Genomic DNA, 24,371 nt, shown 5'->3' on the forward strand with positions numbered 1-24,371 from the left:
AGAATATGTCGAAAAGAGATTATTACGAAGTCCTTGGTGTTTCTAAGAGCGCTTCGGAAGGCGAAATCAAAAAAGCTTATCGCAAAATGGCGATGAAGTATCACCCAGACCGTAACCCAGATAATAAAGAAGCGGAAGATAAGTTTAAAGAAGCGTCGGAAGCTTATGAAGTCTTATCGGATGCGCAGAAACGTGCCGCTTATGATCAGTTTGGTCATGCTGGCGTTGATGGTCAAGCTGGTGGGCATGGCGGCTTTGGCGGCGGCGGTTTCGGCGGCTTCGGTGACATCTTTGAAGACCTTTTTGGCGGCGGCGGTTTCGGTGGCGGCGGTCGTCGCGGACCACGCCCAGGCGCGGATTTGCAATATGAATTGGAAATTACCCTAGAACAAGCGGTTGCCGGTGCGAAAATCGACATCAAGATTCCGACCAAAGATATTTGTGATGCGTGTGACGGTACAGGCGCTGAATCCGCAAGTGATGTTAGAACCTGTTCAACTTGTGGTGGCGTTGGTCAAGTGCGCATGCAGCAAGGTTTCTTCGCGGTTAATACCACTTGTCCGACCTGTAATGGAACTGGCAAAGAGGTCACAAACCCGTGTAAGAAGTGTCATGGTGAAGGCTATGTACACAGCAATAAAACGCTGTCGGTTTCGGTTCCTGCCGGTGTCGATACGGGAGATCGTATTCGTCTGCAAGGCGAAGGTGAAGCCGGTGAGCCGGGTGCACCAAAAGGTGATTTGTATGTGCGTATTCACGTAAAACAGCACAAGGTGTTCGAGCGTGATGGTAATAACTTGTATTGCCAGATTCCTTTAAGTTTTACCACGGCTGCGCTTGGCGGTACGCTAGATGTCCCGACCTTAAACGGCAAAGCAAACTTGAAAGTTCCTGCGGGTACGCAATCTGGTCAGCGTTTTAAACTTTCCGGTAAAGGGGTTAAATCGGTGCGTTCGACAATGGTGGGTGATTTGGTTGTGCAGGTGCATATTGAAACGCCGGTTAAACTGAATGCACGTCAGAAAGAGTTGTTAGAAGAATTTGACGCATCGTTGAAAGGCAAGCACAGTAAACAGCATTCACCAAAAGAACACAGTTGGTTGGATTCGGTGAAAAATTTTTTCACTGGCGATGATAACGATAAACAAGATAATGACGGTCCTTGGAAATAAGCGGAGGCACAAATGAATGTAGCAATTATTGGTGCCTCCGGGCGAATGGGGAAAACCCTGATCGAAGCCGTTAACCAAACGGAAGGGCTTAAAGTCTCGGCGGCAATCGAACGTCCGGATAGTTCATTAATCGGTGCAGATGCCGGTGAGTTAGCCGGTATCGGTAAAATTGGCGTATCGATTGTCGGGGCTATTGAAGACGTCGTGAATGACTTTGACGTGCTCATCGATTTCACGACGCCGGCAACTACCGTTCATAACTTAGATGTTTGTGTTGCTAACAATAAAAAGATTGTGATCGGTACCACTGGTTTTGATGACGAAGGCCTTGCGGCAATTGATGCGGCGGCACAACAAATTGCGGTTATTTTCGCTGCTAACTTCTCTGTTGGTGTAAACCTGTGTTTGAAACTATTGGCGCAAGCAGCAGAAGTGCTAAATGAAGGTTACGACATTGAAGTGATCGAAGGCCATCACCGCCACAAAGTCGATGCGCCATCGGGAACGGCACTGCGTATGGGGCAAGTGGTTGCCGATACGTTGGGTCGTGATTTAAAAGAGTGCGCGGTTTACGGTCGTGAAGGCATTACCGGCGCACGTGATCCAAATACCATCGGTTTTGCAACGGTGCGTGCTGGTGATATTGTTGGTGATCACACGGTTTTGTTTGCTACAGAAGGCGAACGCGTTGAAATTACCCATAAAGCCTCAAGTCGTATGACCTTTGCGAAAGGTGCTGCACGCTCTTGTAACTGGATTGCTGATAAACAAACCGGTCTGTTCGATATGCAAGACGTTTTGAATTTACGTTAAATATTTACAAACCTATAAAGCATAAAACAAGAAGCCGAGTTGGGATTTTCCGCTCGGCTTTTTTGCTTTTTTCTGTACAGAACCGGCTTGATGGGTAAAATCAGACTATAAAGTGTACAGGAGTTTCTCAGTTGACGGTTTTCAGTCGCATAATCCACCGAGATAGATTCATTGCTAAACGTTGTGCGGTGATATTGATTGCTGTGGTTGGCCTGCATCTGTCCGCTTGCTCCAATCCGGTTCAGCCGAAAGTTGAGCAGTCGGTTAATCAATCTGCGATTAGCCAAAAGATGGTGGAGCCTGTCGTGCCACCGAAACAGCAGCCTATCGTTTTGAAACAACCTGAGCAAGCTAGGACTGAAGCACAGGTCAGCCAAGAAGCTTGGCGGCAGCTGGAAGCTTTGGCATTAAAGGCGAGTAGTGACTTAGCTCATTCGCAAACTTTCGTGCAGCAGCAGTCTCCAACGAAAACCGTCGAGCAATCTGTATATGGACGTTTGCTCAAACACTTTAATGAGTGGCAGGGAGCACCTTATCAATATGGCGGTCAGAAAAAGTCCGGTGTTGATTGTTCGGCCTTTGTGCAAATCACTTATGCGGAAAAATTTAAAGTCAACTTGCCGAGAACGACCGAAGACCAAATTCGGCGCGGTAAGAAAGTGCGTTACAATCAGTTGAAGACGGGTGACGTGGTTTTTTTCAAAACCGGTTGGTCGACTTACCACAATGGGATTTATCTTGGCGACCAAGAATTTATGCATGCTTCTTCGTCTAAAGGAGTGATTGTTTCTAAAATTAATCAAAACTATTGGCGTAGTCGTTTTATCGAGGCACGGCGGTTATTAAATTAGCTAGAAACGCTTGGAGTGAATTGCATAAGTGGCCCCTGATTTATTGTTGATGAGTGTGTGGACAATGTCGGTTAAATACAGTAAAATCCGCGTAACTTTTAAATGACTAAAAATTATGCCGTTGGGCGTGAATTATGGGGTATGTAGCGGAGATGGCATTTAGTCATGCAGCATTCTAAGAAACGGAGCGAGTTCTTGCGGGAACTGGCTCCGTTTTTTTATGTAAAACGCTCAAGAGTTGGTTGTAAACCAATGAAAATAGACACAGCTCCTTACGCCGCTGGCATAATTTTAATCACCTATTGATTTTGGATGGACGTATCAATGACTCAGGCTTTGCTCGCATTAGAAGATGGAACCCTTTTCTGGGGAACTTCACTGGGTGCTGAAGGTGAAACCGTTGGAGAAGTTGTTTTCAACACTTCTCTAACGGGGTATCAGGAAATTCTGACTGACCCTTCGTATTTTAAACAGATTGTTACCTTGACATACCCGCATATCGGTAATGTTGGCGTCAACGATGAAGATGAAGAATCTCCAGGTATTATGGCTCAGGGTCTGATTGTTAAAGACTGTCCACCTCGCATGAGCAGTTTCCGTGCGCAAAAAAGCTTGCCGGATTATCTGCAAGAGCAAAACGTAGTAGCGATTGCCGATATCGATACTCGTAAGCTGACTCGTATTCTACGTGATAAAGGTGCGCAGTCTGGTGTGATTGTTGCCGGTGAAAATATCGATGCTGATGACGCAATTGCCAAAGCGAAAGCTTTCAGCGGTCTTAAAGGTTTAGACCTAGCGAAAGAAGTGACGACCGCTGAAACTTACACGTGGACTGAAGGTTCCTGGAAGTTAGGCGAAGGCCATCCGGATAAGGCAGCGGATGCGCAATTCCATGTAGTGGCGTACGACTATGGTGTTAAACGAAATATCCTACGTATGTTGGCAGATCGCGGTTGTAAGCTAACGGTTGTGCCGGCGAAAACACCTGCGGCAGAAGTGCTGGCGATGAACCCAGACGGTGTTTTTCTTTCGAATGGTCCAGGTGATCCACAGCCATGTGATTACGCTATCCAAGCAATCCAAGATGTTCTAGAAACCGAAGTGCCTGTATTTGGTATCTGCTTAGGCCACCAATTACTGGCACTCGCTTCTGGTGCGCAGACCGTGAAAATGAAATTCGGTCACCACGGTGGTAACCACCCGGTTCAAGACACCGCTTCAGGTCGTGTCATGATTACCGCGCAGAACCATGGTTTTGCGGTTGATGAAAATTCACTGCCTTCTAATCTACAAGCCACTCATAAATCACTTTTCGATGGCACGCTACAAGGAATCTCGCGCACTGATAAATTAGCGTTTAGTTTCCAAGGACACCCGGAAGCGAGCCCGGGTCCACACGATGTGGCGCCACTGTTTGATCAGTTTATCGATAACATTAAATCTGCAAAGAACGCATAGTAATAGGACATAACCATGCCAAAAAGAAGTGATCTCAAAAGTATTATGATTATTGGTGCTGGGCCTATTATTATCGGCCAAGCATGCGAATTCGACTATTCAGGTGTACAGGCGTGTAAAGCGCTTAAGGAAGAAGGCTACCGAGTCGTTTTGGTTAACTCTAACCCAGCGACTATCATGACCGATCCTGATCTGGCGGACGCAACTTACATCGAGCCAATTGAATGGAAAACCGTTGCCGGTATTATTGAGAAAGAACGCCCAGATGCGATTCTACCAACAATGGGTGGTCAGACTGCATTGAACTGTGCTCTAGAACTGAACGAGCAAGGTGTTCTAGAGAAGTTTGGTGTTGAATTGATTGGTGCCGATGCTGATGCCATTGATAAAGCGGAAAACCGTGATCGTTTCCGTTCTGCTATGCAGAAAATCGGTCTGGATATGCCGGTCTCTGATGTTGCACATAATATGGAAGAAGCGTGGGCAATCCAAGAGCGTGTTGGTTTCCCGACTGTTATCCGCCCATCTTTCACTCTAGGTGGTTCAGGTGGCGGTATCGCTTATAACAAAGCGGAATTCGAACAAATCTGTAAGTTCGGTCTTGATCTTTCGCCAACCGATGAGTTGCTAATCGAAGAATCTATCATCGGTTGGAAAGAGTACGAGATGGAAGTTATCCGTGATAAAAACGATAACTCAATCATTATCTGTTCAATCGAAAACTTAGACCCAATGGGTGTACACACTGGTGACTCAATCACGGTTGCACCGGCGCAGACGCTGACTGATAAAGAATATCAAATTATGCGTAACGCTTCTTTAGCGGTATTGCGTGAAATCGGTGTTGAGACCGGTGGTTCAAACGTTCAGTTTGCTTTGAATCCTGAAAACGGTCGTATGATCATTATCGAAATGAACCCGCGTGTATCGCGCTCATCGGCGCTTGCATCAAAAGCGACCGGTTTCCCGATTGCGAAAGTGGCGGCAAAACTGGCAGTGGGTTATACCCTTGACGAGTTACAGAACGACATCACCAATGGTGCGACACCGGCGTCTTTCGAACCGACTATCGATTATGTGGTAACCAAGATTCCTCGTTTCACTTTCGAGAAATTCCCGCAAGCGCAACAGCGTCTATCGACTCAGATGAAATCAGTAGGTGAAGTTATGGCGCTGGGTCGTAACTTCCAAGAGTCGCTACAAAAAGCATTGCGTGGTCTTGAAACCGATAAAAACGGTTTTGACGAAATTATTGACCCGAGCATGGATGAGCGTGAAGTTAAAGATACACTTCGCCAAGAATTACGTAATCCAGGCCCTGAGCGTCTATGGTACGTGGCGGATGCATTCCGTGCCGGTTGGACGATTGAAGAAGTCTTTGATGCATCGGAAATCGATCCTTGGTTCCTAGCGCAAATCGAAGAGCTGATTAACCTGGAAGACGACGTTAAGCAGCGCGGTCTAGACGCGTTGGATGAAACCACTTTGCGTAAGCTAAAACAGAAAGGCTTTTCGGATAACCGTCTAGCAGCCTTGATGAATACGGATGCAGCGTTTATCCGTAAGTTCCGTCATACCTTGAATGTTCGTCCGGTTTTCAAACGTGTTGATACCTGTGCAGCGGAGTTCGAAACCTCGACTGCTTATATGTACTCTTCTTATGATGAAGAGTGTGAAGCGCGTCCGACAGACAAAGATAAAATTATGGTATTGGGCGGTGGTCCAAACCGTATCGGTCAAGGTATCGAATTCGATTACTGCTGTGTTCACGCGGTTATGGCGATGCGCGAAGACGGTTATGAAACCATTATGGTTAACTGTAATCCGGAAACGGTTTCCACTGACTACGATACCTCTGACCGTCTGTATTTCGAACCGCTAACGCTGGAAGACGTTCTTGAAATCGTTGAAGTTGAACAGCCAAAAGGCGTTATCGTTCAGTACGGTGGTCAGACGCCATTGAAATTGGCCGAAGACTTGGAAGAAGCCGGTGTGCCGATTATCGGTACTTCACCTGAATCAATCGATTTGGCGGAAGACCGTGAGCGCTTCCAACAGATTCTAAATGAAGAAGGTCTGCTTCAGCCGCCTAACCGTACAGCGACTTCTGAAGAGCAAGCGGTAACCTTGGCAAATGAAATCGGTTATCCGCTCGTAGTACGTCCATCATACGTTCTTGGTGGCCGTGGCATGGAAATCGTTTATGACGAAACTAACCTACGCCGTTATATGGGCGCTGCGGTTAAGGTTTCTAACGATGCACCGGTTCTACTGGATCGTTTCCTAGATGACGCGGTTGAGTTAGATGTTGATGCGGTTTGTGACGGCGAAAATGTGGTAATCGGTGGGATTATGGAACACATCGAGCAAGCGGGTATTCACTCGGGTGACTCGGCCTGTTCGATTCCTCCTTACAGTATTTCTGACGAGATTCAGGACCGTATCCGTGAGCAGGTTGCTAAGATGGCAAAAGCGCTTGGTGTCGTTGGTCTAATGAATACGCAGTTCGCGGTTAAGGGCGACGATATTTATGTACTTGAGGTGAACCCTCGTGCATCGCGTACCGTTCCGTTTGTGTCAAAAGCAATCGGTCAGCCGTTGGCGATGATTGCAGCACGCTGCATGGTCGGTCAAAAGTTGGAAGCGCAAGGTTTTACTTCTGAAGTGAAGCCAACTAACTTCTCGGTTAAAGAAGCTGTCTTCCCGTTTATCAAGTTCTTGGGTGTTGACCCGATTCTTGGGCCGGAAATGAAATCGACCGGTGAAGTTATGGGCATCGGCGATAACTTTGCGCAAGCTTACGCGAAAGCGCAGCTAGCGGCAGGTACGGTTTTGCCTCGTTCGGGTACGGCTTTCCTAAGTGTACGTAAGGCAGATCGTGTTCGTGTACTGGATTTAGCGAAACAACTGGTCGACAAGGGCTTCAAGATTGTAGCGACTCGCGGTACGGCTAATTCTTTGACTGAAGCAGGTATTGAGTGCGAAACCGTTAATAAGGTAACCGAAGGGCGTCCGAATATCGTTGACTCGATTGTTAACGAAGAGATTGACCTGATTGTTAATACCTCTGACGGTTCAACTAGTATCCAGGATTCATCAAGCATTCGTCGTGAAGCACTGATGCACAAAACCTGTTACACCACGACCATCGCCGGCGCTTTCGCAATGGTTGCGGCCATGGATTATTTGGATGACCAGCCGGTAACTCGTCTGCAAGACATCCACTAATTTTCTAATTCGTGGCAAAATAGCGCCAGAGTTTATCAACTCTGGCGTTTTTGTTTTTTAAAGAAGAATTTAAAGAATAGGTAAGATTTATGAATAAACATCCTATGACCAAAGAAGGTGCAGACGCGCTGCAGGCGGAGCTGAATAAGCTAAAAAAAGAAGAGCGTCCGAAAATTACCGAGGCGATTGCTGAAGCTCGTGAGCATGGCGACTTGAAAGAAAATGCTGAATATCATGCTGCACGTGAACAGCAAGGCTTGGTGGAAGCGCGCATTAAACAGATTGAAGGGGTTTTGTCGCATTCGCAAATCATCGATGTAGCCAAACTGCCGCAAACCGGTAAAGTGGTTTTCGGAACAACGGTTACGCTGCTAAATCTTGATACTGATGCTGAAGTGACTTATAAAATTGTTGGTGATGAAGAAGCAGACATTAAGCACAATAAGGTCTCAGTAGGCTCGCCAATCGCTCGTGCCTTAATTGGTAAAGAAGAGGGCGACGAAGTTCAGGTTCAAGCACCAGGCGGTAATATCGATTACGAAATCGTTGAAGTGCAATACCTATAACTGGCTGTTAAGGATTGAGTATGACCAAGTGGCGACTGTTTTTGTTTAGCCTGACTTTATTGGCTCTTAGTTTGCAGATAACCATGGGTTATGTTGTTACGCCAATCCTGTTTACGCAAATCGATAGTAAAAGTGCCGGTGATATTGCCGGCGTTCTTTTTGCAATTTTCAGCTACTTTGGAATGGCGGCAGCCGTGCTTAGTTTGTTGTTGATTAAGTTTATCGATAACTTAGCGAAGTTGCCGAAATGGCCGATTATGGTTACTTTGCTCCTAACTGCATCGTCACATTTCGGTTTAGGCGGCTGGATGACGCAAATCAAAGCTCGCTATCCGCAAGGTTTGGATAGTCATTCGGCCGACTGGGCTTTGTTCATGCAAGTGCATGGCGTTTACCAACTTCTGTATGTTGTTGTTTTATTTGTGCTTCTTGGATGGCTGTGGCGTTTGCTTAAATTGGATAAATAAAGTTTATAAGCATTTCATTATTTTCTGCTATTAAGCGGGTTGCAATTTGCAATGAAAAGGGGCAGAATTGACCCGTTTAAGCGAAAACGATTAAAACCTCGGAGTTTAATTTAAATGAAAACTATGACTTTAAAAGCTCTATTCATCTCTGCTGCGGTAGCTGGTTCAGCTAACGTACAAGCTGCAGACGATGTTTATGGCCAGTGTCTAGCAGATGCACGTACTATTGTTGAAACAACTGTAAAAGACGGTTCTACCGCTGCTAAAGCGCTAGAGCAAAAAACAACTGTTGAACAATGTTTTGCAGAACTTGACAAAATTGAAGCGAAATACGGCGATAAAACTCGTGCAGTGAATCCTTCATCAGTTATGAGTGCTGAAGATAAGCTGAAGTGGGCTAAACTTTTCAACGCGATTGACGCGAAGAAATTTACAGGCCAAGAATACCGCTTCGCGGCATACTATCGTTCTATGCCTCACATGTCTTTCTAAGAAAAGACATACAAAAAACAGTTATTGCGCTAAAAGCCGGACTTTGTTCCGGCTTTTTGATTTTATAGAGATTCATTAACTAGGGTTTTGCATGTCGCACAATCTATTCGCTTTAACCTTGCACTGTCTGCAAGAGCCTGATTTAGATAAAAAAATGCAGCAAGTCGATCAGCTGTTACAAATTTGGACCGAAGACGGGTTTGATTTTACCCCTTCGCATGAAATCGTCCGTATTCCCGATCCGGGGCGACCACAAAAACCGGACTTAGTTCCGCCAAAAGACCTACCGCGCCGCGGTCTAGGCTCCATTGAAGGGCACGCCGCACTGATGCATTCCATTGCCCATATTGAGTTTAATGCCATTAACCTAGCACTGGATGCCGTGTATCGTTTTCAAGATATGCCGAAGCAGTATTATGGCGACTGGCTTGGCGTAGCCGGTGAAGAGTCTTATCACTTCCAGATGATTCGCGAGCACCTATTCCATCTCGGTTATGAATATGGTGATTTTTCGGCACATGACGGCTTATGGATGACGACTTATCAAACTGACCATGATTCTCTCGTCAGAATGGCATTAGTGCCGAGAACGCTGGAAGCGCGTGGATTAGATGTTACTCCGGCAATGATCCAGAAGTTGCGAGCCATTGGCGATAAGCGCGGAGTAGAAATTTTAAAGATTCTCTTACGTGACGAGATTGGTCATGTTGAAGTTGGTACGCGATGGTTCCGCTACCTTTGCCAACAGCGTAATGAAAATCCGTTTGCGCAATTCAAAGCCGTGGTCGATCAATATTTTCATGGTAATTTACGCGGACCTTTCAATTTTGAGGCGCGTAAAGAAGCCGGTTTTTCCGATGAAGAGATTGCATGGTTGAAAACGCTGTAATGTTTGAGCATTCGCGCTTAGATAATAAACAAAGACAGCGCATTGCGCGTCGCCATGAAGATTCGATTCAGCGCCACGGTTATAAGCCGCAGGCACTGTTTTGGAGTTCGAAAGCGATTCAAGATATCCGTTTTCAGACGTTATTAGACGGTATCCCAAAACAGCTAAAAAGCATTGATGGATTTTCATTGCTGGATGTCGGTTGCGGATTTGCTGACCTACTGGATTATCTACAACAGCAGCGGCTCAATACAGACTATGTTGGTGTGGATTTGGCTCCGGCAATGGTGACCGCAGCAAAAAGCCTACATCCGAAAAGCGTATTCCACTGCGGTGATCTTTTTGATATGGATTTTGCCGATGAAAGCTTTGACTTTGTGGTGTTATCCGGCGCCCTAAATGAAGTGGTCGAGTGCGAACAGCAGGGCGCTTATGCTAAGGCGGTGATTGAAAAGATGTATGCCCTTTGTCGTGTTGGCGTGGCTTTTAATTTACTAGATAGTCGTGATCTATGGACGGCTTCGCGGCCTGATTTACAGAGTTTTGCGCCACAAGAAATGGTTAGTTTTTGCCAAACCTTTGCGTCTAAAGTCGAATGGCGTGATGATTATCTGGATAATGATTTTACGGTGTATTTGTATAAATGATCTCACATGAAAATTTGCACATCGGTATTGATCTAGGTGGCACCAAAATCGAGATTATCGTGCTCGATACAGTTGGTGGTGAACGTTATCGTAAACGCATTGATACACCGCAAGGCGATTACCAAGGGACGATCAATGCGATTGTCGGTTTGGTGAAGACCGCTGAGCAGCAATTCCAGCAGATCTGTTCAGTCGGCATTGGTATTCCGGGGGCTTTATCGAATAGCTCAGGTCTAGTAAAAAATGCCAATTCGGTCTGTTTAATCGGTCAAGATTTAAAAGGTGACTTACAACAGCATTTACAACGCGAGATTTTTGTTGCCAATGATGCCAACTGTTTTGCACTGTCGGAAGCGATTGATGGCAGTGCTAAAGGCGCCAAGGTGGTTTTTGGCGTCATTATCGGTACCGGCTGCGGAGGTGGAATTATTGTTGATGGTCAGGTGCTGACAGGCATTAACTGGATTGGCGGCGAGTGGGGGCATAACCCTTTGCCGTGGTCAAATGCTGATGATCAGCATGAGTGCTATTGCGGCTTGCAAGGCTGTACGGAAACCTTTTTATCCGGCACGGGTTTGCAGAAGCATTTTCAGCAAAGAACCGGCCAGCAATTAACGGCAAAACAGATTGTAGATTTGGCTGAACAAGGTGTTGTCGATGCTGAGGAGATGCTACAGGATTATTGTGTCTGGTTGGCGAAAGGCTTGGCGAGCGTGATTAATGTAGTTGACCCGGATGTGATTGTTTTGGGTGGTGGAATGGGGAATATCAAGCGCTTGTACACTGAGGTTCCAAAGTTGTGGGACAAATGGATTTTCAGCAATGAAGCGACCCTAACCAAACTGGTTGCTCCGAGATTCGGTGATTCCAGTGGGGTACGCGGAGCGGCACGACTACCGAATGCGTCCCACGCTAAATAAAGAGCAAATGGAATTTATAAACATAATAAAGAGAAGGAATGCACGTGCACACTGTTGAAACCTTAGAAGCGTTGCAGACGCTGCAATATGAATCGGAAGCGCTGTTAGTGCTATATGGCGGCAGCGAATGCAATGTTTGTGATGTGGTCAAACCACAAATCATTACTCAGGTTGAGGAAAAATATCCGAAGATGCGCATGGTTTATGTGGATTGTCATAAAACTACCGACATCTGTTCTCAAAACGGCATTTTCAGCCTGCCGGTGGTGCAGGTCTATTTCACCGGCCAGAAGTTTATTGAAGAGGTTCGTAGTTTCAGTGTCGGGAAACTGATGAACGATATTCAACGTCCATATTTAATGTGTTTTGATGAAGTTTAAGCATTTTTTCTCAGGCCGATAATGGTTTTATCGGTCGTGTCTGTTTTTGCATCAATCAATAAATAAGTTCTTCTGTTTTACACTTTTTTCACAGCTCATCTTTCATCATAACCTCCTGTAAAAATCACTAAGCGGCTGATAAATAGTTGCTTTAAGTGGCGCTTTCTAACAGGAGAAATCTAATGCAAAATCTTTTCAAACTTACTGCTCTGGCTACTGCTTTAACTTTGGTTGGCTGCGGTGGCGGAGGCTCTGATCAGTCTACATCCGGCTCGGACTATGTCGCGACAGGCACAATTAGTGGCTTCGGCAGTGTCATGGTTGGCGGAGTGAAATATGAAACTGAAAATACCGATTTTCAGGTAGACCGTCAAACTGCAACGCAAGACGCGTTAAGTGTCGGTATGGTGGTGCGAGTCGAAGGGACAATTAATGCAGATGGCAAAACCGGAGTCGCCAAACGTATTGTTTTCGATGAGGATTTACAAGGAGTCATTGCCAATCTCGCAAACGACGTAAATGATGCGAGTCTAAAAACATTCACTCTGTTTGGAACAGAGGTTCAAGTGAGTCGCACCCGCACTCAGTATGAAGATGTTACCTTTGAAACGCTTGCCAACGGGCAAGTTCTTGAAATAAGCGGTTACTACAATGCCGATGGTATCTTGATTGCAACCTATATTGATCAGGAAAAGGATAGTCGTGAAAGCAAAATTAGAGGAACAGTGAGTAAGTTAAATTCAGACAGCACCGTTTTTGAGATTAACGGCCAGCAAATTGATTATTCGAATGCACAATTAGATGATGATTTTGTTCACTCTCCGTTGGCAAATGGCATGCAAGTCGAAGTTGAAGGACAAATTGTCAATGCCGTTTTGCTTGCCTCAGAGGTTGATCTTGAAGAGAGCGTCAATGAGGTATTTAAACACTCATCTAGCGATGATTTCGATATTGAAGGTTATATCGCAAATTACGATGAAAACACGCAAAGGTTTGAATTGCGTGGCGTTAAGGTAGACGCTTCTGCGGTTGCTCTGCCGAAAGGCTATAACAACCTAGCGGATAATGTTTGGGTTGAAGTAGAAGGCGTCTATGACCGTACTACACAAACTCTGTTGGCTACTGAAATTGAGGTTCGCAATTCCGAAATTGAGTTGGATGGGCAAGTGCTTGCCGTCAACTTAGACGGTAATGGGGTTGGTTCCTTTGACTTAGCTATCGCAGGTAAAACCGTGACTGTGAATAGTGGTTATGAAACGATTTTTGACCGTGAAAATAGCCGAAGTCGATCCTTATCAGTTGGCGAATTTGTTGAAGTGGATGCGGTGCAGAATGCAAGCGGGCAAATCTTTGCATTAGAGATTGAGATTGAAAATGGTAAAGTCGTTGGCGGTACTGATGATGAAAATGAGTTCCAAGGGATCTACCAAGGCGCGCAAGGCAACGAGATAAAAGTTTCAAATGTGTCGTTTACCGTTAGTGAAAATGCACACTTTGAAAATGACAATCGTAGCGGCCCCCAAACATTGCGCGCATTTCTAGATTATGACATTAATAATTCTCCGGCACTTTTGGTTGAACTGGAATATGACCGTTCCGGTTTGGTAACAGGGATAGAGGTGGATGATGAATAATTCAGTAAAAATCGTTTTATTTATTTTATGCTTAGCTCCGATTAGCGCATCTGCGTGTCCGATGCCGAGTGAGTTTGATATCGAAGATTATATTCAGCAATGGACGGACGAACTGTCGATAAACAGTCAGCATGTTAGCCACTCATTTGTCCAATAGACTTTAATAGGAGAAATAAAATGCGTTCGAAAGTTATTATAAGCTGCATGGTTTTGTTATCTTCATTTAATATTGCGAGTGCTAATGCACAGTGGTCTAGTACGACCAAGTTGATGCCGCTAGCGGAAGTGGTCAATCAAGCAAAAGACGATCAATGGGTGAAGACTCGTGGTTATTTAGTTAAACGCCTGTCGCATGACTCGTATTTGCTGAAAATGGGAACGAGTGAACTTGAAGTTGAAATTGATCAGTATGTGTTTCCAGTACAACCTTTTGATGAGTCGACTCTCATTGAAGTAGAGGGTGAAATCGACATTGATTGGCCGTCGGGAATCGAATTAGACGTTGAAAAAATTACCATAGTGAATCGCTAGATGAAGTTTTTAATTGTAGATGATAATTTTGATATTCAATTGACCATTAGCAGTTATTTGGAATTCAAGGGGATTGAGGTTGATTCTGCCTATACAGCGGATGAAGCTTTACACCTCTTGGAGTCTAACCTCTTTGATTTGATTATTATGGATATTATGATGCCGCGTTTAAGCGGCATCGAAGCGACACGTAGAATTCGTCAACAGCTTAAAATCCAAACACCGATTCTTTTCCTAACGGCGCGCGATGCATTAGGTGACAAGACTCAAGCATTTGAGGCGGGCGGAGATGATTATCTGGTCAAGCCGTTTGAGCTCGAAGAGTTGATGTTACGTGCTCAAGCACTGATAAAACGTTGCGGTGTCGGTAACCATCAGTCGTACTGGGAATATAAAAACCTCAAACTTTCAGCGTCACAACCGGTTTTGTGGGTCGGCAGTCGGCAGATAACGCTGTCGAAAACGCTTTATTCATTACTTAAGCCGTTGATGCAGCAACCGGAACAGATACATTCTCAACAGCAACTAATTGACAAAGTTTGGCATCAAGAAGGGGATTATCGAGAGTCGTTACGAAGTCATATTTATAGTTTAAGGAAGCTATTGAAACAGGAAGGTTCGCTCGCTGTCATCGAAAATCGCCCGGGGACAGGTTATGTTCTCCTTTAAGAATCTCGACAATAAAACCTTTGCTATTATTTGAATATATTTATGCGCTTCCTAAGAATCAAAAATCTGCGCCAGCGAATCACCGTTATTACCGCGATAACGGCTTTAATTTTCAGCTTTCTGTTTTGGCTACTGATTTATGTCGCAGAAGATACGATGGAACTGATCAGTCTGCATAACTGGCTGGAATCCGAGTCAAAGAGTTACCAGTTATCCGATTATCGACGAGTCCCGAACCCTCTGGAGTTTGACCTTTTCACTGCTGACGATAGGTTACCTCAGTGGTTATCGCAATATCGCAAACCGGGTTTTTATGAACACCAGCTCGGGCCGGAAGACAAACATTTCCTCGTTTCCATTAATTCCAACAGTAAGCAGCCTTATTACATCGTTTTTAAAGATGATGCAGATGATTATCTGGATGCCTATGAAGAACGCTTGCAGTGGGTCTCTGGATTATTAGGCGTTTTCGCGATGTTATTGATTTTAGGCTATAGTTTGTGGGTACTGCATATTTTCCGAGCCTCGTTAAGAGGGATTGAAAATAAAATTGATTGTCTGCCGCCGGATAAGCCAGCCTTTAAGGTGGAATCTAATTTGGATGATATTCGACAGTTAGAAGAGCAATTAGTAGCGGCTAAAAATACCATTCTTTTATCGATTCAAAGAGAGCGAGAGTTTAATCAATTTGCGGCGCATGAAATTCGTTCTCCATTAACGGTTATTCAAGGTTCTGCGGAATTATTGACCGAGCTTTTACCTACGGATTCAAAAAATCGGCAGATTTCGCAGCGTATTACCGGTGCAAGCCAAGAATTGAAGCAATTGGTGAATGCTTTGCTATTGTTAGGGCAAACGGAGCTTGATGAGCACCATATTCAAAGAATAGACATTACTGAAGTTTTAACTGCAGTGATTGCTAAATTGCCCGAGCCTTACGCTAAACGTGTAGAGTTGCATAAAGTGTCGCCGATTTATGTAGAGGCACCGGAAAGTTTTCTGATAATGATTTTTAAAAACCTAATTCAAAATGCGATGACGCATACCGATAGATCGCTGTTGATCAGAGTTGATGAAGAGGGCATTTTGTTTAGTAATCCTTTGCAGTCATCGGTGCACTCGGCAGAAAGTTTTGGCTATGGGCTGATTATCGTTGAGCGTATTTGCCATAAAATGGGTTGGACCTTTACCAAAACCCAAGCAAATAACCGCTTCTCTCTGCAATTGGGCTTTAGCTGAAAGACTTACTCGTCATTAAACCGATAGTTGATAATGAAAAACCGGCGCGAGTGCATTGCATTCGGCCGGTGGTTTGTTTCCCGTAAGTTAGTCTTGCTTGTTGGTATTTTCTCCCTTGTTTGCATTTTTTAGATGGTTGAGGCGTCTATCACATAGCGATAGCGCGCTTTTTTCTCAACTACGTTCTGCCAAGCCTTGTTAACGTCTTCTGCTTTAATCACTTCAATTTGCGGCAGGACATTATGTTCTGCACAGTAGTTCACCACATCTTGCGTTTCTTGCATGTCGCCAATCAGTGAAGCGTTAAAGTTCGCGCGGCTGAATGATAGGCCGATGGCGTTCATAGTCAGTTCAAATCTTTCCGGCATACCGACTTGCGTGTAGAAACCGTAAGGTTTGACGGTGGCGGCATAGGCGGCGACATTGTAGTGCACTGGCAAGGTGGCAATCATATAGTCCAGAGTGCCGTTATAGGGTGCAAGTTTGCTTAAATCATCGACTACAATCGCTTCTTTGGCGCCGAAAGCAATAATGTCATTAACCTTGTCCGGTGACGTAGTAAAAGCGTAGACTTCCGCTCCTTTAGAAACCGCCAGTTTGATGGCCATATGACCTAGACCGCCGATGCCGGCGACGCCAACCTTATCGCCCGGTTTGAAATCGGCGCGCATAATTGGCGAGTAGGTAGTGACCCCAGCACAAAGTAACGGTGCTGCTTCTTGGTCTGAAATGTGATCTGGAATATGCACCGCGAAATGGTCACGCACAACGATATTGGTTGAGTAGCCGCCTTGCGAAATACCGCTTGGCGACGTTTTTTCCGGATAACCGTAAGTGAAAGTAGTTTCTGGGCAGTATTGCTCGCCTTGTCCTTGGCAGTGTTCGCACTCTAGACAAGTATCGACCATACAACCGACACCGGCACGGTCGCCCACTTTAAACTTGCTGACGTTTTTACCGACTGCGGCAACCACGCCGACAATTTCATGTCCTGGAACTTGCGGATACTGTTGCGGGCCCCAGTGGCCTTTCATTTGGTGAATGTCCGAATGACAGATACTGGCGAAAGTAATATTGATTAAAACATCGTCGTCACCGACCGGACGGCGTTCGAATTCCCACGGGCTTAAAACACCGGATTCATCGGTAGCGGCATAACCACGGGTTTTAATATTTTGCGGTTTTTTATCTGCAGCTGCTGCATTGCTTGAATTGGCGACCATGAGTCCTGCTCCTGCTAAGGTTGTGGTTTGAATAAATTTTCTACGAGTAAGCGTGCTGGTATTACATTTGTTGCACATAGTATTTCCTTGATTATTGGTTACTGTTGTTGAGCGCTTGGGTAACGGCGTCAGCGCTAGCTTGATTGACCTTGTTGGCGAGTACTTGGGCAATCGCTTGTAACTGTTTGTGAGTTAAACCGGCGTTAACGGCAATGCCGATATGCGCAGTTAATTGCGGGGTGACCGCCGGCATATTCGCCAAGGCGGCAACTGTGGCAATCTCGCGGCTTTTAAAATCCAGAATATCGCGGGCAAAAAGATCGCCGAAGAGATGCTTTTGCAGTAACACATTACTGTAAGGTGCGAAATCGAACAGTGGACCGGTTACAGGTTGGCCGGCCAATTGAGTTTGCACTTTTATCCCCATTGCTAAACTGTCTTGCGGGCCTGCTAGCGGATCAAGCTCTACGCCTACCGCGTCTGCTATGCCGTTTGATTTGCGCGTTGCGATCACTTGCATGGTGGTTGCCAACGCATTGAGACTGCGTGGAAAACCGGCATAGGCGTAAAGATGCATTTGGATTTCTTTGATTTCATTAATCGTCAGCCCACTGTCCAGACCATCGGCAACCGCTTTCTGTAATTTTTGCAATTCACCACTGGCGGTGAAAGCGGCAATCGCGACCATCGCTTGTTGCGGTTTATTGAGTATTTTGATATCAACCGTTTGCTGTTTTTGTGCCGCCAAATATTGTTGGTCGGTGACCTTCTCTTTCCAGATAACGTTGGCACCGTCTTTGCTGCCGGTAACCACCAAATGCGTCATCGCCGAATGCGGTGTCGCACCGTGCCAATGGTCAATCTCTTTTGGACACCAGACGGTTTCCCCTTGATGAAATTCAATCACTTTGCCGTCACGTGTTCCGGTCAGCGCCGTGCCGTCGGTGACTACCATATGTTGACCGGCCGGATGTTGATGCCATGCGGTTCGCGCACCCGGTTGGAAAGTGACATAAGCGCCGGAGTAATGTGCGGTGTCGTTTTCTGGAAACAACATCTTGACCTGCACCTCTCCGCTAAAAAGCGCTTCCGGTCCGGTAAAGGTTTCTTGTGAATCCAGCGGGTAATGGATTTGCGCTGCTTTTTGTGGCTCGGCGGCATCGGCTGAAAAGCTGAATGCCGCCAAACAACTTTTGATTGCAACCAGAATGCGTCTGTGTAAAAACGGTTTTGATTTCATTTTCAACCTCACCAATTCGATTCACTTTTTGGTACTATCAAAAAAGCATTTTGCTTTTCTGTTCTCTGCTATCGTTTTAAAAATTGTTGCGAGCGCTTCTTAAAACGTGTTTTTTAATTTACCTTTTTGCTGAAGAAAACAGGTAGAACGATTCTCGAAAATGTCTGCCTGATTCTCTAATTCCAGAATTAAAACAAGGAAATAAAGTGAGTCTTGAACAACAGCGACAAGCGCTTATTGAATTTATTGGTGCCTCTTATCAGGGGGAGTCAAATATCCAAACCGCATTTACCGCCTTAAGCTTTTTTGTTAATGATAAGCCGACGGAGATGTTGTCAATTCTCTATGAGCCATCTTTATGCGTCATCGTGCAAGGCGAAAAAGAGGTTGGCATTAATGGTGATTTAATCCGCTACAATCCGGATCAATATTTGCTTGCTTCAGTGCATACTCCGGCGCAAGTTCGCGTGACCGATGCCAGTCCGCAAAAACCTTATATGGGCTTCACGCTTACCTTCTCTATGGAGCAGATTCTCGATGTATTAAAGGATATGGATGTCTTAGACGAAGGAATGGAGATGCTCAAGGCGGACTCTATTTTGGTGAGTTGCAGGAGACCTTATTGGACTCGGTATGTCGTTTGGTCAATACCTTGGAGTCGCCGGAAAAAATCAAAGTATTGGCACCGGTTTATCTAAAAGAAATTCTCTATTATCTGCTTAAAGGCGAAGGCGGAAAATTCGTTCGCCACTATATGAAGGAAGGCAGTTCCGCGCAAAAAGTGGTGCAGGCCATTACACTGATTAAAGATCAATTTACCGAAAGCTTGAATGTCAGTGATTTAGCCGATCAAGTCGGAATGAGCGAGTCTTCGCTGTATTCGATTTTTAAGAAAATCACCAATATGAGCCCATTGCAATTCCAGAAAACGCTACGTCTTCAGACTGCTAAACAGCTATTGACTCTCAATAACCTTCCGGTCAATGAAACTGCTTATAAGGTGGGTTATGAAAGTCCGTCACAGTTCAGTCGCGAGTATTCGCGTATGTATGGGGTATCGCCAAAAGCCGATGCAATGAAAGTTCCTGCCGTTTAACGGAAAAGCCTTTTTGGAGTATTAGGCAAGAAAGTTGTAGAAATTGCCTTTGCTTAAATTGCTTTGCTATTTAGGATGAATCTCAAATAAATATTGATTAAGGATTTGCGCTGATGAAATATTCGATTTTGGTAAACGGTCAAAGCCATGCAGTAGAAGTGGATGCCGATACGCCTTTGTTGTGGGTGTTACGGGATCAATTGCAGATGAACGGCACTAAGTTTAGTTGCGGTGCAGGACTGTGCGGCGCTTGTACTGTTTTAATTGACGGCAAGCCGGTACGCAGTTGCTCTTATCCGATTGAGAATCTCCATAATCAGCAAGTAATGACGATAGAAGGTTTAGAACGCAATCACTCTGTAGCGCAAGCGTGGCGCGAGATGGATGTGCCGCAATGCGGTTATTGTCAGTCGGGACAGATTTTATCGGCGGTAGCACTACTGGAGAAAACCCCAAATCCAACTGATGAGCAGATTCAAGCCGGTATGGGAAATCTTTGTCGCTGCGGAACCTATCCTGAAATCAAACGCGCCATTGCATTGGCGACTGACTTAACTGGCAAGGGGGCGTAAAGATGCAAGATTTAATCAAACACCATAATGCTGCGTCTACAGATATTGAGGTTGAAGTCATTGCGCCGGAAAATCCGAGCCGTCGTGATTTATTAAAGGCCGGTCTATTTGGAATAGGTGGTTTAGTGCTTGGCTTCAGCCTGCCGTCGGCGCAAAAAGCTTACGCGGCCACAGCAACGTCACCACCAAAAAAGTATCCGGTTAAAGGCTGGTTACAACTCACAGAAAATGGCGAGCTAGCGATGGTGATTCCGGTCTCGGAAATGGGGCAAGGTTCACAAACTGCCGTGGCGATGATTCTGGCAGATGAACTGGGTGCCGATTACCAGAAAATTCAGATTAGAATGCCGACCAATAATTCGCTCTACAACAACCCGATTTACGGTATGCAGATTACCGGCGGTAGTACTGCAGTACGCGCTTGGTGGCAACCGATGCGTGTGGTCGCGGCAACCTTGCGTGAGATGTTGATCTCCGCTGCCGCCAAGCAATGGCAAGTTTCTACTCAACAGTGTTCGCTTGAAAATGGTTTTGTCATGGATTCAAGCATTGCTCGCAAAGTGGCCTTACAGGATTTGATATCCGCCGCGCAAACTATCCAACCGCCGAAAAATCCGCCGCTTAAAAAAGCGGATCAATATCGTTATATCGGCAAGCCGATGCCGCGCGTCGATACTTTTGCGAAAACCGATGGCTCGGCGATTTTCGGGATGGATGTGCAGTTGCCAGATATGTTGATTGCCACAGTGGTGCAGTCACCGGTGTTTGGCGGCAAGTTACACCGCTTTGATGAGGCGGCGGCGAAATCGGTCAACGGTGTGCAAGCGGTGGTTAAAATTCCGAATGGCATTGCTGTTGTCGCGGACTCCTATTGGCAAGCGAAAAAAGGGCTAGAAAAGCTTAATCCGACTTTTACTGGTGGCGAGACAGCCGGTTTGGATACGGCAGTCATTGAAAAACGTCTGCAGTCTGGATTACAGAAAAGCGGTGAATCGGTCAAAGCAGGCAAGGTTGCAACGGATTTTGCACATGAGTACGATGCGATCTACCGCGCACCATACCTTGCGCATGCGACTATGGAACCGATGAATGCGACGGCACAGGTTACCGACGCTAAATGCGAAGTGTGGGCGCCGACCCAAAACCAAACCATGAGCGCTCAAGTGGCGGCGGATATCAGCTTGATGCAACCAAGTCAGGTGATCATTCATACGACTTATTTAGGCGGCGGTTTTGGACGCCGAGCTTATGTCGATTTTGTCGCCCAAGCGGTGACTCTGTCGATGGAGATGGGACGTCCGGTGAAAGTTATTTGGTCGCGCGAAGAAGATATGCAGCACGACTTCTATCGTCCAGCGGCAGTCTGCGGCTTCAAGGTACAAACCGATGCGCAAGGCATGCCGCTTTCTTGGCAATCGAAAGTGGTATCTGATTCGACCATGGCGGAGTTTACCAATGGTTCGGATACGATGATTGATAATGCCATGTCGGACGGTATCGCCGATCAGGAATATGGCTTAGAGAATGTTTCACTGTCGGTGGTGCGTGAAGACATGAAAATTCCGGTCGGTTTCTGGCGTTCGGTCGGTCACTCTTACAGCGGTTTCTTTATGGAAGGCATGCTTAACGAACTGGCGCTGAAAGCCAAGCGCGATCCGTTTGAATACCGTTATGCTTTGTTGAAAAAAGAGTCGAGAACCACTGGTGTACTGAATCAATTGGAAAAACTGTCCGGATGGAAAAATTCAAATGGTGCGGTCGGTAAAGGCGTGGCTGTGGTGCAAAGTTTTGGTAGCTTTGCCGGACAGGTTATCGAAGCGCGTTTACAGAACAATAAGATTGTTATCGATAAGGTGTACTGTGTGATTGACTGCGGCATTGTGGTTAATCCGGAAATCGTTAAAAGACAGATGAGTTCGGGGATTATTTTTGCATTAACGGCGGCCTTGAAAGGTAAGGTGCATTTTGCCGATGGGCGGGTGACCGAAAGCAATTTCGATAACTACCCAATGTTAACCATGCAAGAAACCCCGGAAATTATTGTTGAAATCGTTAACAGCAATGAGGCTCCGGGTGGTTATGGCGAGCCCGGCGTACCGCCGCTCGCTCCGGCATTGGCTGCAGCCGTGGGGCAACTGACCGGAAAAATTTATCGAGAATTACCCATTAAAATTTAACAGACTCTAGTATGAAAAATGTTTATTTCAAGTTCGTGTCATTACTCTTGGCACCATTAATCTTGATCGGTTGTGCCAGTCGCGAGGTGAATCCGCGTTATAGCGCGGATTTTTATCAAGACGGCACTTTTGTTAGTGCCATGGATAATCAGAATATCGGTTTTAGCGAGACGGTCAAAATAATCTGGCAGTTATTTGTGCAGGAAACAGACGGTTTGGAGCCGACGGCGGGACAAATTCCTGTTAATCAATTAACTCAAGCCGATTTGCTGAATATGCCGAATAATTCGGTGGTGCGTTTTGCTCACTCGACTTTGTTGTTTCGTCTGGACGGGCGTTTTATTTTGACCGATCCGGTGTTTTCCGAAAGAGCCTCGCCGGTGCAATTTTTTGGGCCGAAGCGTTTTCATCCTTTGCCGATTGAGTTGGAGGAAATGCCGTTTATCGACATCGTCATTTTATCGCATAACCATTACGACCATTTGGATGAAGCGACCTTAAAAGTAATGCAAAGCCGAATTGGTCATGTCTATACTAGCATCGGTCTTAAATCGCATTTGCAAGAGCTCGGTTTTAGCGACTCGCAGGTCACAGAGTTGGACTGGTGGGAGAGTATTAATGATAAGAGTTTGCAGATTTCCGCAACGCCAGCTCAGCATTTTTCTGGTCGAGGCATGTTTGATCGCAATAAAACTTTGTGGTCTTCTTGGGTGATTAAGAGCACACAGGCAAATCTGTATTTCGGAGCGGATAGTGGTTATTTCGATGGCTTTAAAGAGATTGGTAAACGTTTTGGACCTTTTGATATGACCTTCTTGGAAGATGGCGCTTATAATCAACGTTGGAGCAAAATCCATATGATGCCCGAAGAAGTCGTACAGGCACATTTGGATTTAGCCGGCAAATGGCTTTTCCCTGTGCATAACGGCAGCTTTAAACTGTCGACTCATCCTTGGCAAGAGCCGTTTGAACGTGTTGAACAAGCCGCAAAAGAACAAAATGTACAAATTGTGTTCCCCAAAATGGGCGAAATTATTTCCGTGTTGCAGCCGTTGACGGAAACCGAACGATGGTGGCAAACTTCAGAAAATTAACGTTTGCCGTCGCCGCCGGCTTTAATCAGTAATTTATCCAGTATTCGAGTTGGCAGTAAGCGTTTGAGCACGGCGAAGACTTTGGTCGGCATGGTAACGCGATAACGAATTTTGGCTTGTTTAGATTGTAGGGCGTGTAATAAATTTTTATAGACCGCTTCCGGTCCAAGAGTAAAGGGTGCTGAAGGGCCGACGGTTTCTAAGCGGTCAATCATCGCTTGATACTGGGCATGATGTGCTGAAGTAGCAGGTGTAATCCAGCGCTTAAACTGCTCGAAAGCATTCTTGCGAAAACTGGAAAGAATCGGCCCTGGTTCAATCAGGCTGATTTGAATATTGTCTTTGGCAACTTCAATTCGTAAAGTATCAGCAAACCCTTCAATTGCAAATTTTGAGGCGTTATAAGCGCCGCGGTATTGCATGGCAGCGAAGCCGAGGATCGAACTGTTGTAGACGATTTTGCCGTGGCCTTGTTGGCGCATAATCGGCACAATTCGATTGGTTAATTCCTGATTACCGAAGACATTGGTCTCAAATTGGTGCCGCATGGCTTCGCGGCTTAAGTCTTCGACCGCGCCCGGTAAGCCAAAAGCGCCGTTATTAAATAGAGCGTCAATTCGTCCGCCGCTTAAGGATAAAGCATGCTCCAGTCCTTTTTTAATCGAATCACTGTCTGCTAAGTCAATTTGAACTGCTCGAAAACCTTCTTGTTGCAGGCGTTGCACATCTTCCAGTTTGCGTGCCGAGGCGATAACCTGATAGCCGGCAGAGTGAAGCTGTTGCATGCAGTAATAACCAATCCCCGAAGAACAGCCGGTGATTAGAACAGTACTTGGCGGCAGAAGTTTTGTCGGCATAAGAAGACCCTTAGTGCTATATGCTTAATCTGTTTTCAATGCGGCTGATTTTACACAAGTTTATAGCCTTATATATGAAACTTGTGATGAAGTTTTATCGGTGTTTTTTGAGTATAAAGAATTTTTAGTTGAAATGAAAAAACCGCTTCTGGAAAG

Annotated in this window: 24 protein-coding genes; 21 read left to right on the top strand and 3 right to left on the bottom strand. The window is 45.6% G+C overall.

All coding sequences use genetic code 11. The annotated features are described in order from the left end of the window. Window positions 1-5: 5 nt before the first annotated feature. The 16 genes from dnaJ to J3998_RS04180 all read left to right on the top strand — a co-directional run bounded on the left by dnaJ (window position 6) and on the right by J3998_RS04180 (window position 15,956). Complete coding sequence (dnaJ, locus tag J3998_RS04105) at window positions 6-1,172, top strand: molecular chaperone DnaJ (RefSeq protein WP_208148199.1); 1,167 nt, start codon at window positions 6-8, stop codon at window positions 1,170-1,172. A gap of 12 nt (window positions 1,173-1,184) precedes the next feature. Next, the gene (gene dapB, locus J3998_RS04110; protein ID WP_208148200.1) at window positions 1,185-1,985 is read left to right on the top strand and encodes a 4-hydroxy-tetrahydrodipicolinate reductase; all 801 of its coding nucleotides are present in this window, start codon (window positions 1,185-1,187) and stop codon (window positions 1,983-1,985) included. 131 nt (window positions 1,986-2,116) lie between these two features. Continuing rightward, window positions 2,117-2,836, top strand: coding sequence for a C40 family peptidase (locus tag J3998_RS04115; protein WP_208148201.1), 720 nt, complete (start codon window positions 2,117-2,119; stop codon window positions 2,834-2,836). Window positions 2,837-3,160: 324 nt separating this feature from the next. Beyond that, window positions 3,161-4,294, top strand: a complete 1,134-nt coding sequence (carA, locus tag J3998_RS04120; protein ID WP_243750587.1) for a glutamine-hydrolyzing carbamoyl-phosphate synthase small subunit — start codon at window positions 3,161-3,163, stop codon at window positions 4,292-4,294. 15 nt (window positions 4,295-4,309) lie between these two features. Then, window positions 4,310-7,522 carry a carbamoyl-phosphate synthase large subunit gene (carB, locus tag J3998_RS04125; protein ID WP_208148203.1) on the top strand — a complete coding sequence of 1,071 codons (3,213 nt, stop codon included), beginning with the start codon at window positions 4,310-4,312 and terminating at the stop codon, window positions 7,520-7,522. An 89-nt stretch (window positions 7,523-7,611) separates the two neighbouring features. Next, window positions 7,612-8,088, top strand: coding sequence for a transcription elongation factor GreA (gene greA, locus J3998_RS04130; protein ID WP_208148204.1), 477 nt, complete (start codon window positions 7,612-7,614; stop codon window positions 8,086-8,088). Window positions 8,089-8,108: 20 nt separating this feature from the next. Continuing rightward, the gene (locus J3998_RS04135; protein WP_208148205.1) at window positions 8,109-8,555 is read left to right on the top strand and encodes a DUF4149 domain-containing protein; all 447 of its coding nucleotides are present in this window, start codon (window positions 8,109-8,111) and stop codon (window positions 8,553-8,555) included. A gap of 114 nt (window positions 8,556-8,669) precedes the next feature. Further along, entirely contained in the window at window positions 8,670-9,047 is a 378-nt protein-coding gene (locus J3998_RS04140; protein WP_208148206.1) for a hypothetical protein, read from the top strand. A gap of 91 nt (window positions 9,048-9,138) precedes the next feature. Further along, entirely contained in the window at window positions 9,139-9,936 is a 798-nt protein-coding gene (locus J3998_RS04145) for a ferritin-like domain-containing protein (protein ID WP_208148207.1), read from the top strand. Further along, window positions 9,918-10,583 (top strand): class I SAM-dependent methyltransferase, encoded by a 666-nt coding sequence (locus J3998_RS04150; protein ID WP_208148208.1) that lies wholly within the window; start codon window positions 9,918-9,920, stop codon window positions 10,581-10,583. The genes J3998_RS04145 and J3998_RS04150 overlap by 19 nt, the downstream gene beginning before the upstream one ends. Continuing rightward, on the top strand, window positions 10,580-11,503 hold the full coding sequence (locus J3998_RS04155; protein ID WP_208148209.1) for an ROK family protein: 924 nt from the start codon (window positions 10,580-10,582) through the stop codon (window positions 11,501-11,503). Before J3998_RS04150 ends, J3998_RS04155 begins: the two co-directional genes overlap by 4 nt. A gap of 38 nt (window positions 11,504-11,541) precedes the next feature. Beyond that, window positions 11,542-11,883 carry a thioredoxin family protein gene (locus tag J3998_RS04160; RefSeq protein WP_243750588.1) on the top strand — a complete coding sequence of 114 codons (342 nt, stop codon included), beginning with the start codon at window positions 11,542-11,544 and terminating at the stop codon, window positions 11,881-11,883. Window positions 11,884-12,065: 182 nt separating this feature from the next. Next, the gene (locus tag J3998_RS04165; RefSeq protein ID WP_208148210.1) at window positions 12,066-13,517 is read left to right on the top strand and encodes a DUF5666 domain-containing protein; all 1,452 of its coding nucleotides are present in this window, start codon (window positions 12,066-12,068) and stop codon (window positions 13,515-13,517) included. A gap of 177 nt (window positions 13,518-13,694) precedes the next feature. Continuing rightward, window positions 13,695-14,048 carry a YgiW/YdeI family stress tolerance OB fold protein gene (locus J3998_RS04170; RefSeq protein WP_208148211.1) on the top strand — a complete coding sequence of 118 codons (354 nt, stop codon included), beginning with the start codon at window positions 13,695-13,697 and terminating at the stop codon, window positions 14,046-14,048. Further along, window positions 14,049-14,717: a response regulator transcription factor gene (locus tag J3998_RS04175; protein WP_208148212.1), complete on the top strand. Its 669-nt coding sequence runs from the start codon at window positions 14,049-14,051 to the stop codon at window positions 14,715-14,717. Between the two features lie 42 nt (window positions 14,718-14,759). Further along, window positions 14,760-15,956 (top strand): sensor histidine kinase, encoded by a 1,197-nt coding sequence (locus J3998_RS04180; RefSeq protein WP_208148213.1) that lies wholly within the window; start codon window positions 14,760-14,762, stop codon window positions 15,954-15,956. A 128-nt stretch (window positions 15,957-16,084) separates the two neighbouring features. Here J3998_RS04180 and J3998_RS04185 read toward each other — a convergent pair whose 3' ends face one another. Beyond that, entirely contained in the window at window positions 16,085-17,257 is a 1,173-nt protein-coding gene (locus J3998_RS04185) for an NAD(P)-dependent alcohol dehydrogenase (protein WP_208148214.1), read from the bottom strand. A gap of 13 nt (window positions 17,258-17,270) precedes the next feature. Continuing rightward, on the bottom strand, window positions 17,271-18,419 hold the full coding sequence (locus J3998_RS04190) for a (R)-mandelonitrile lyase (protein ID WP_208148215.1): 1,149 nt from the start codon (window positions 18,417-18,419) through the stop codon (window positions 17,271-17,273). A gap of 206 nt (window positions 18,420-18,625) precedes the next feature. On the opposite strand from J3998_RS04190, the gene J3998_RS04195 reads away from it, so the two are divergent. The 5 genes from J3998_RS04195 to J3998_RS04215 all read left to right on the top strand — a co-directional run bounded on the left by J3998_RS04195 (window position 18,626) and on the right by J3998_RS04215 (window position 23,358). After that, window positions 18,626-19,117: an AraC family transcriptional regulator N-terminal domain-containing protein gene (locus J3998_RS04195; protein ID WP_208148216.1), complete on the top strand. Its 492-nt coding sequence runs from the start codon at window positions 18,626-18,628 to the stop codon at window positions 19,115-19,117. Next, window positions 19,042-19,515 carry a helix-turn-helix domain-containing protein gene (locus tag J3998_RS13360; protein WP_208148217.1) on the top strand — a complete coding sequence of 158 codons (474 nt, stop codon included), beginning with the start codon at window positions 19,042-19,044 and terminating at the stop codon, window positions 19,513-19,515. Before J3998_RS04195 ends, J3998_RS13360 begins: the two co-directional genes overlap by 76 nt. Before the next feature lie 113 nt (window positions 19,516-19,628). Next, entirely contained in the window at window positions 19,629-20,087 is a 459-nt protein-coding gene (locus tag J3998_RS04205; RefSeq protein ID WP_208148218.1) for a (2Fe-2S)-binding protein, read from the top strand. Window positions 20,088-20,089: 2 nt separating this feature from the next. Continuing rightward, a complete protein-coding gene (locus J3998_RS04210; RefSeq protein ID WP_208148219.1) occupies window positions 20,090-22,264 on the top strand; it encodes a xanthine dehydrogenase family protein molybdopterin-binding subunit in 2,175 nt (724 codons plus the stop codon). 11 nt (window positions 22,265-22,275) lie between these two features. Beyond that, window positions 22,276-23,358 carry an MBL fold metallo-hydrolase gene (locus J3998_RS04215; RefSeq protein WP_208148220.1) on the top strand — a complete coding sequence of 361 codons (1,083 nt, stop codon included), beginning with the start codon at window positions 22,276-22,278 and terminating at the stop codon, window positions 23,356-23,358. Here the strand turns inward: J3998_RS04215 and J3998_RS04220 are convergent. Next, window positions 23,355-24,215 (bottom strand): SDR family oxidoreductase, encoded by an 861-nt coding sequence (locus J3998_RS04220; RefSeq protein ID WP_208148221.1) that lies wholly within the window; start codon window positions 24,213-24,215, stop codon window positions 23,355-23,357. The genes J3998_RS04215 and J3998_RS04220 overlap by 4 nt on opposite strands. Window positions 24,216-24,371 lie beyond the last annotated feature (156 nt).

It is taken from the genome of Thiomicrorhabdus marina (assembly GCF_017571465.1).
GTDB classification, from domain to species: Bacteria; Pseudomonadota; Gammaproteobacteria; order Thiomicrospirales; family Thiomicrospiraceae; genus Thiomicrorhabdus; species Thiomicrorhabdus marina.

Coding starts and splice junctions, on each gene's coding strand:
- dnaJ (WP_208148199.1), top strand. CDS start 6: ATGTCGAAAAGAGATTATTACGAAGTCCTTGGTGTTTCTAAGAGCGCT.
- dapB (WP_208148200.1), top strand. CDS start 1,185: ATGAATGTAGCAATTATTGGTGCCTCCGGGCGAATGGGGAAAACCCTG.
- carA (WP_243750587.1), top strand. CDS start 3,161: ATGACTCAGGCTTTGCTCGCATTAGAAGATGGAACCCTTTTCTGGGGA.
- carB (WP_208148203.1), top strand. CDS start 4,310: ATGCCAAAAAGAAGTGATCTCAAAAGTATTATGATTATTGGTGCTGGG.
- greA (WP_208148204.1), top strand. CDS start 7,612: ATGAATAAACATCCTATGACCAAAGAAGGTGCAGACGCGCTGCAGGCG.
- J3998_RS04135 (WP_208148205.1), top strand. CDS start 8,109: ATGACCAAGTGGCGACTGTTTTTGTTTAGCCTGACTTTATTGGCTCTT.
- J3998_RS04140 (WP_208148206.1), top strand. CDS start 8,670: ATGAAAACTATGACTTTAAAAGCTCTATTCATCTCTGCTGCGGTAGCT.
- J3998_RS04145 (WP_208148207.1), top strand. CDS start 9,139: ATGTCGCACAATCTATTCGCTTTAACCTTGCACTGTCTGCAAGAGCCT.
- J3998_RS04150 (WP_208148208.1), top strand. CDS start 9,918: ATGGTTGAAAACGCTGTAATGTTTGAGCATTCGCGCTTAGATAATAAA.
- J3998_RS04155 (WP_208148209.1), top strand. CDS start 10,580: ATGATCTCACATGAAAATTTGCACATCGGTATTGATCTAGGTGGCACC.
- J3998_RS04160 (WP_243750588.1), top strand. CDS start 11,542: ATGCACGTGCACACTGTTGAAACCTTAGAAGCGTTGCAGACGCTGCAA.
- J3998_RS04165 (WP_208148210.1), top strand. CDS start 12,066: ATGCAAAATCTTTTCAAACTTACTGCTCTGGCTACTGCTTTAACTTTG.
- J3998_RS04170 (WP_208148211.1), top strand. CDS start 13,695: ATGCGTTCGAAAGTTATTATAAGCTGCATGGTTTTGTTATCTTCATTT.
- J3998_RS04175 (WP_208148212.1), top strand. CDS start 14,049: ATGAAGTTTTTAATTGTAGATGATAATTTTGATATTCAATTGACCATT.
- J3998_RS04180 (WP_208148213.1), top strand. CDS start 14,760: ATGCGCTTCCTAAGAATCAAAAATCTGCGCCAGCGAATCACCGTTATT.
- J3998_RS04185 (WP_208148214.1), bottom strand. CDS start 17,257: ATGTGCAACAAATGTAATACCAGCACGCTTACTCGTAGAAAATTTATT.
- J3998_RS04190 (WP_208148215.1), bottom strand. CDS start 18,419: ATGAAATCAAAACCGTTTTTACACAGACGCATTCTGGTTGCAATCAAA.
- J3998_RS04205 (WP_208148218.1), top strand. CDS start 19,629: ATGAAATATTCGATTTTGGTAAACGGTCAAAGCCATGCAGTAGAAGTG.
- J3998_RS04210 (WP_208148219.1), top strand. CDS start 20,090: ATGCAAGATTTAATCAAACACCATAATGCTGCGTCTACAGATATTGAG.
- J3998_RS04215 (WP_208148220.1), top strand. CDS start 22,276: ATGAAAAATGTTTATTTCAAGTTCGTGTCATTACTCTTGGCACCATTA.
- J3998_RS04220 (WP_208148221.1), bottom strand. CDS start 24,215: ATGCCGACAAAACTTCTGCCGCCAAGTACTGTTCTAATCACCGGCTGT.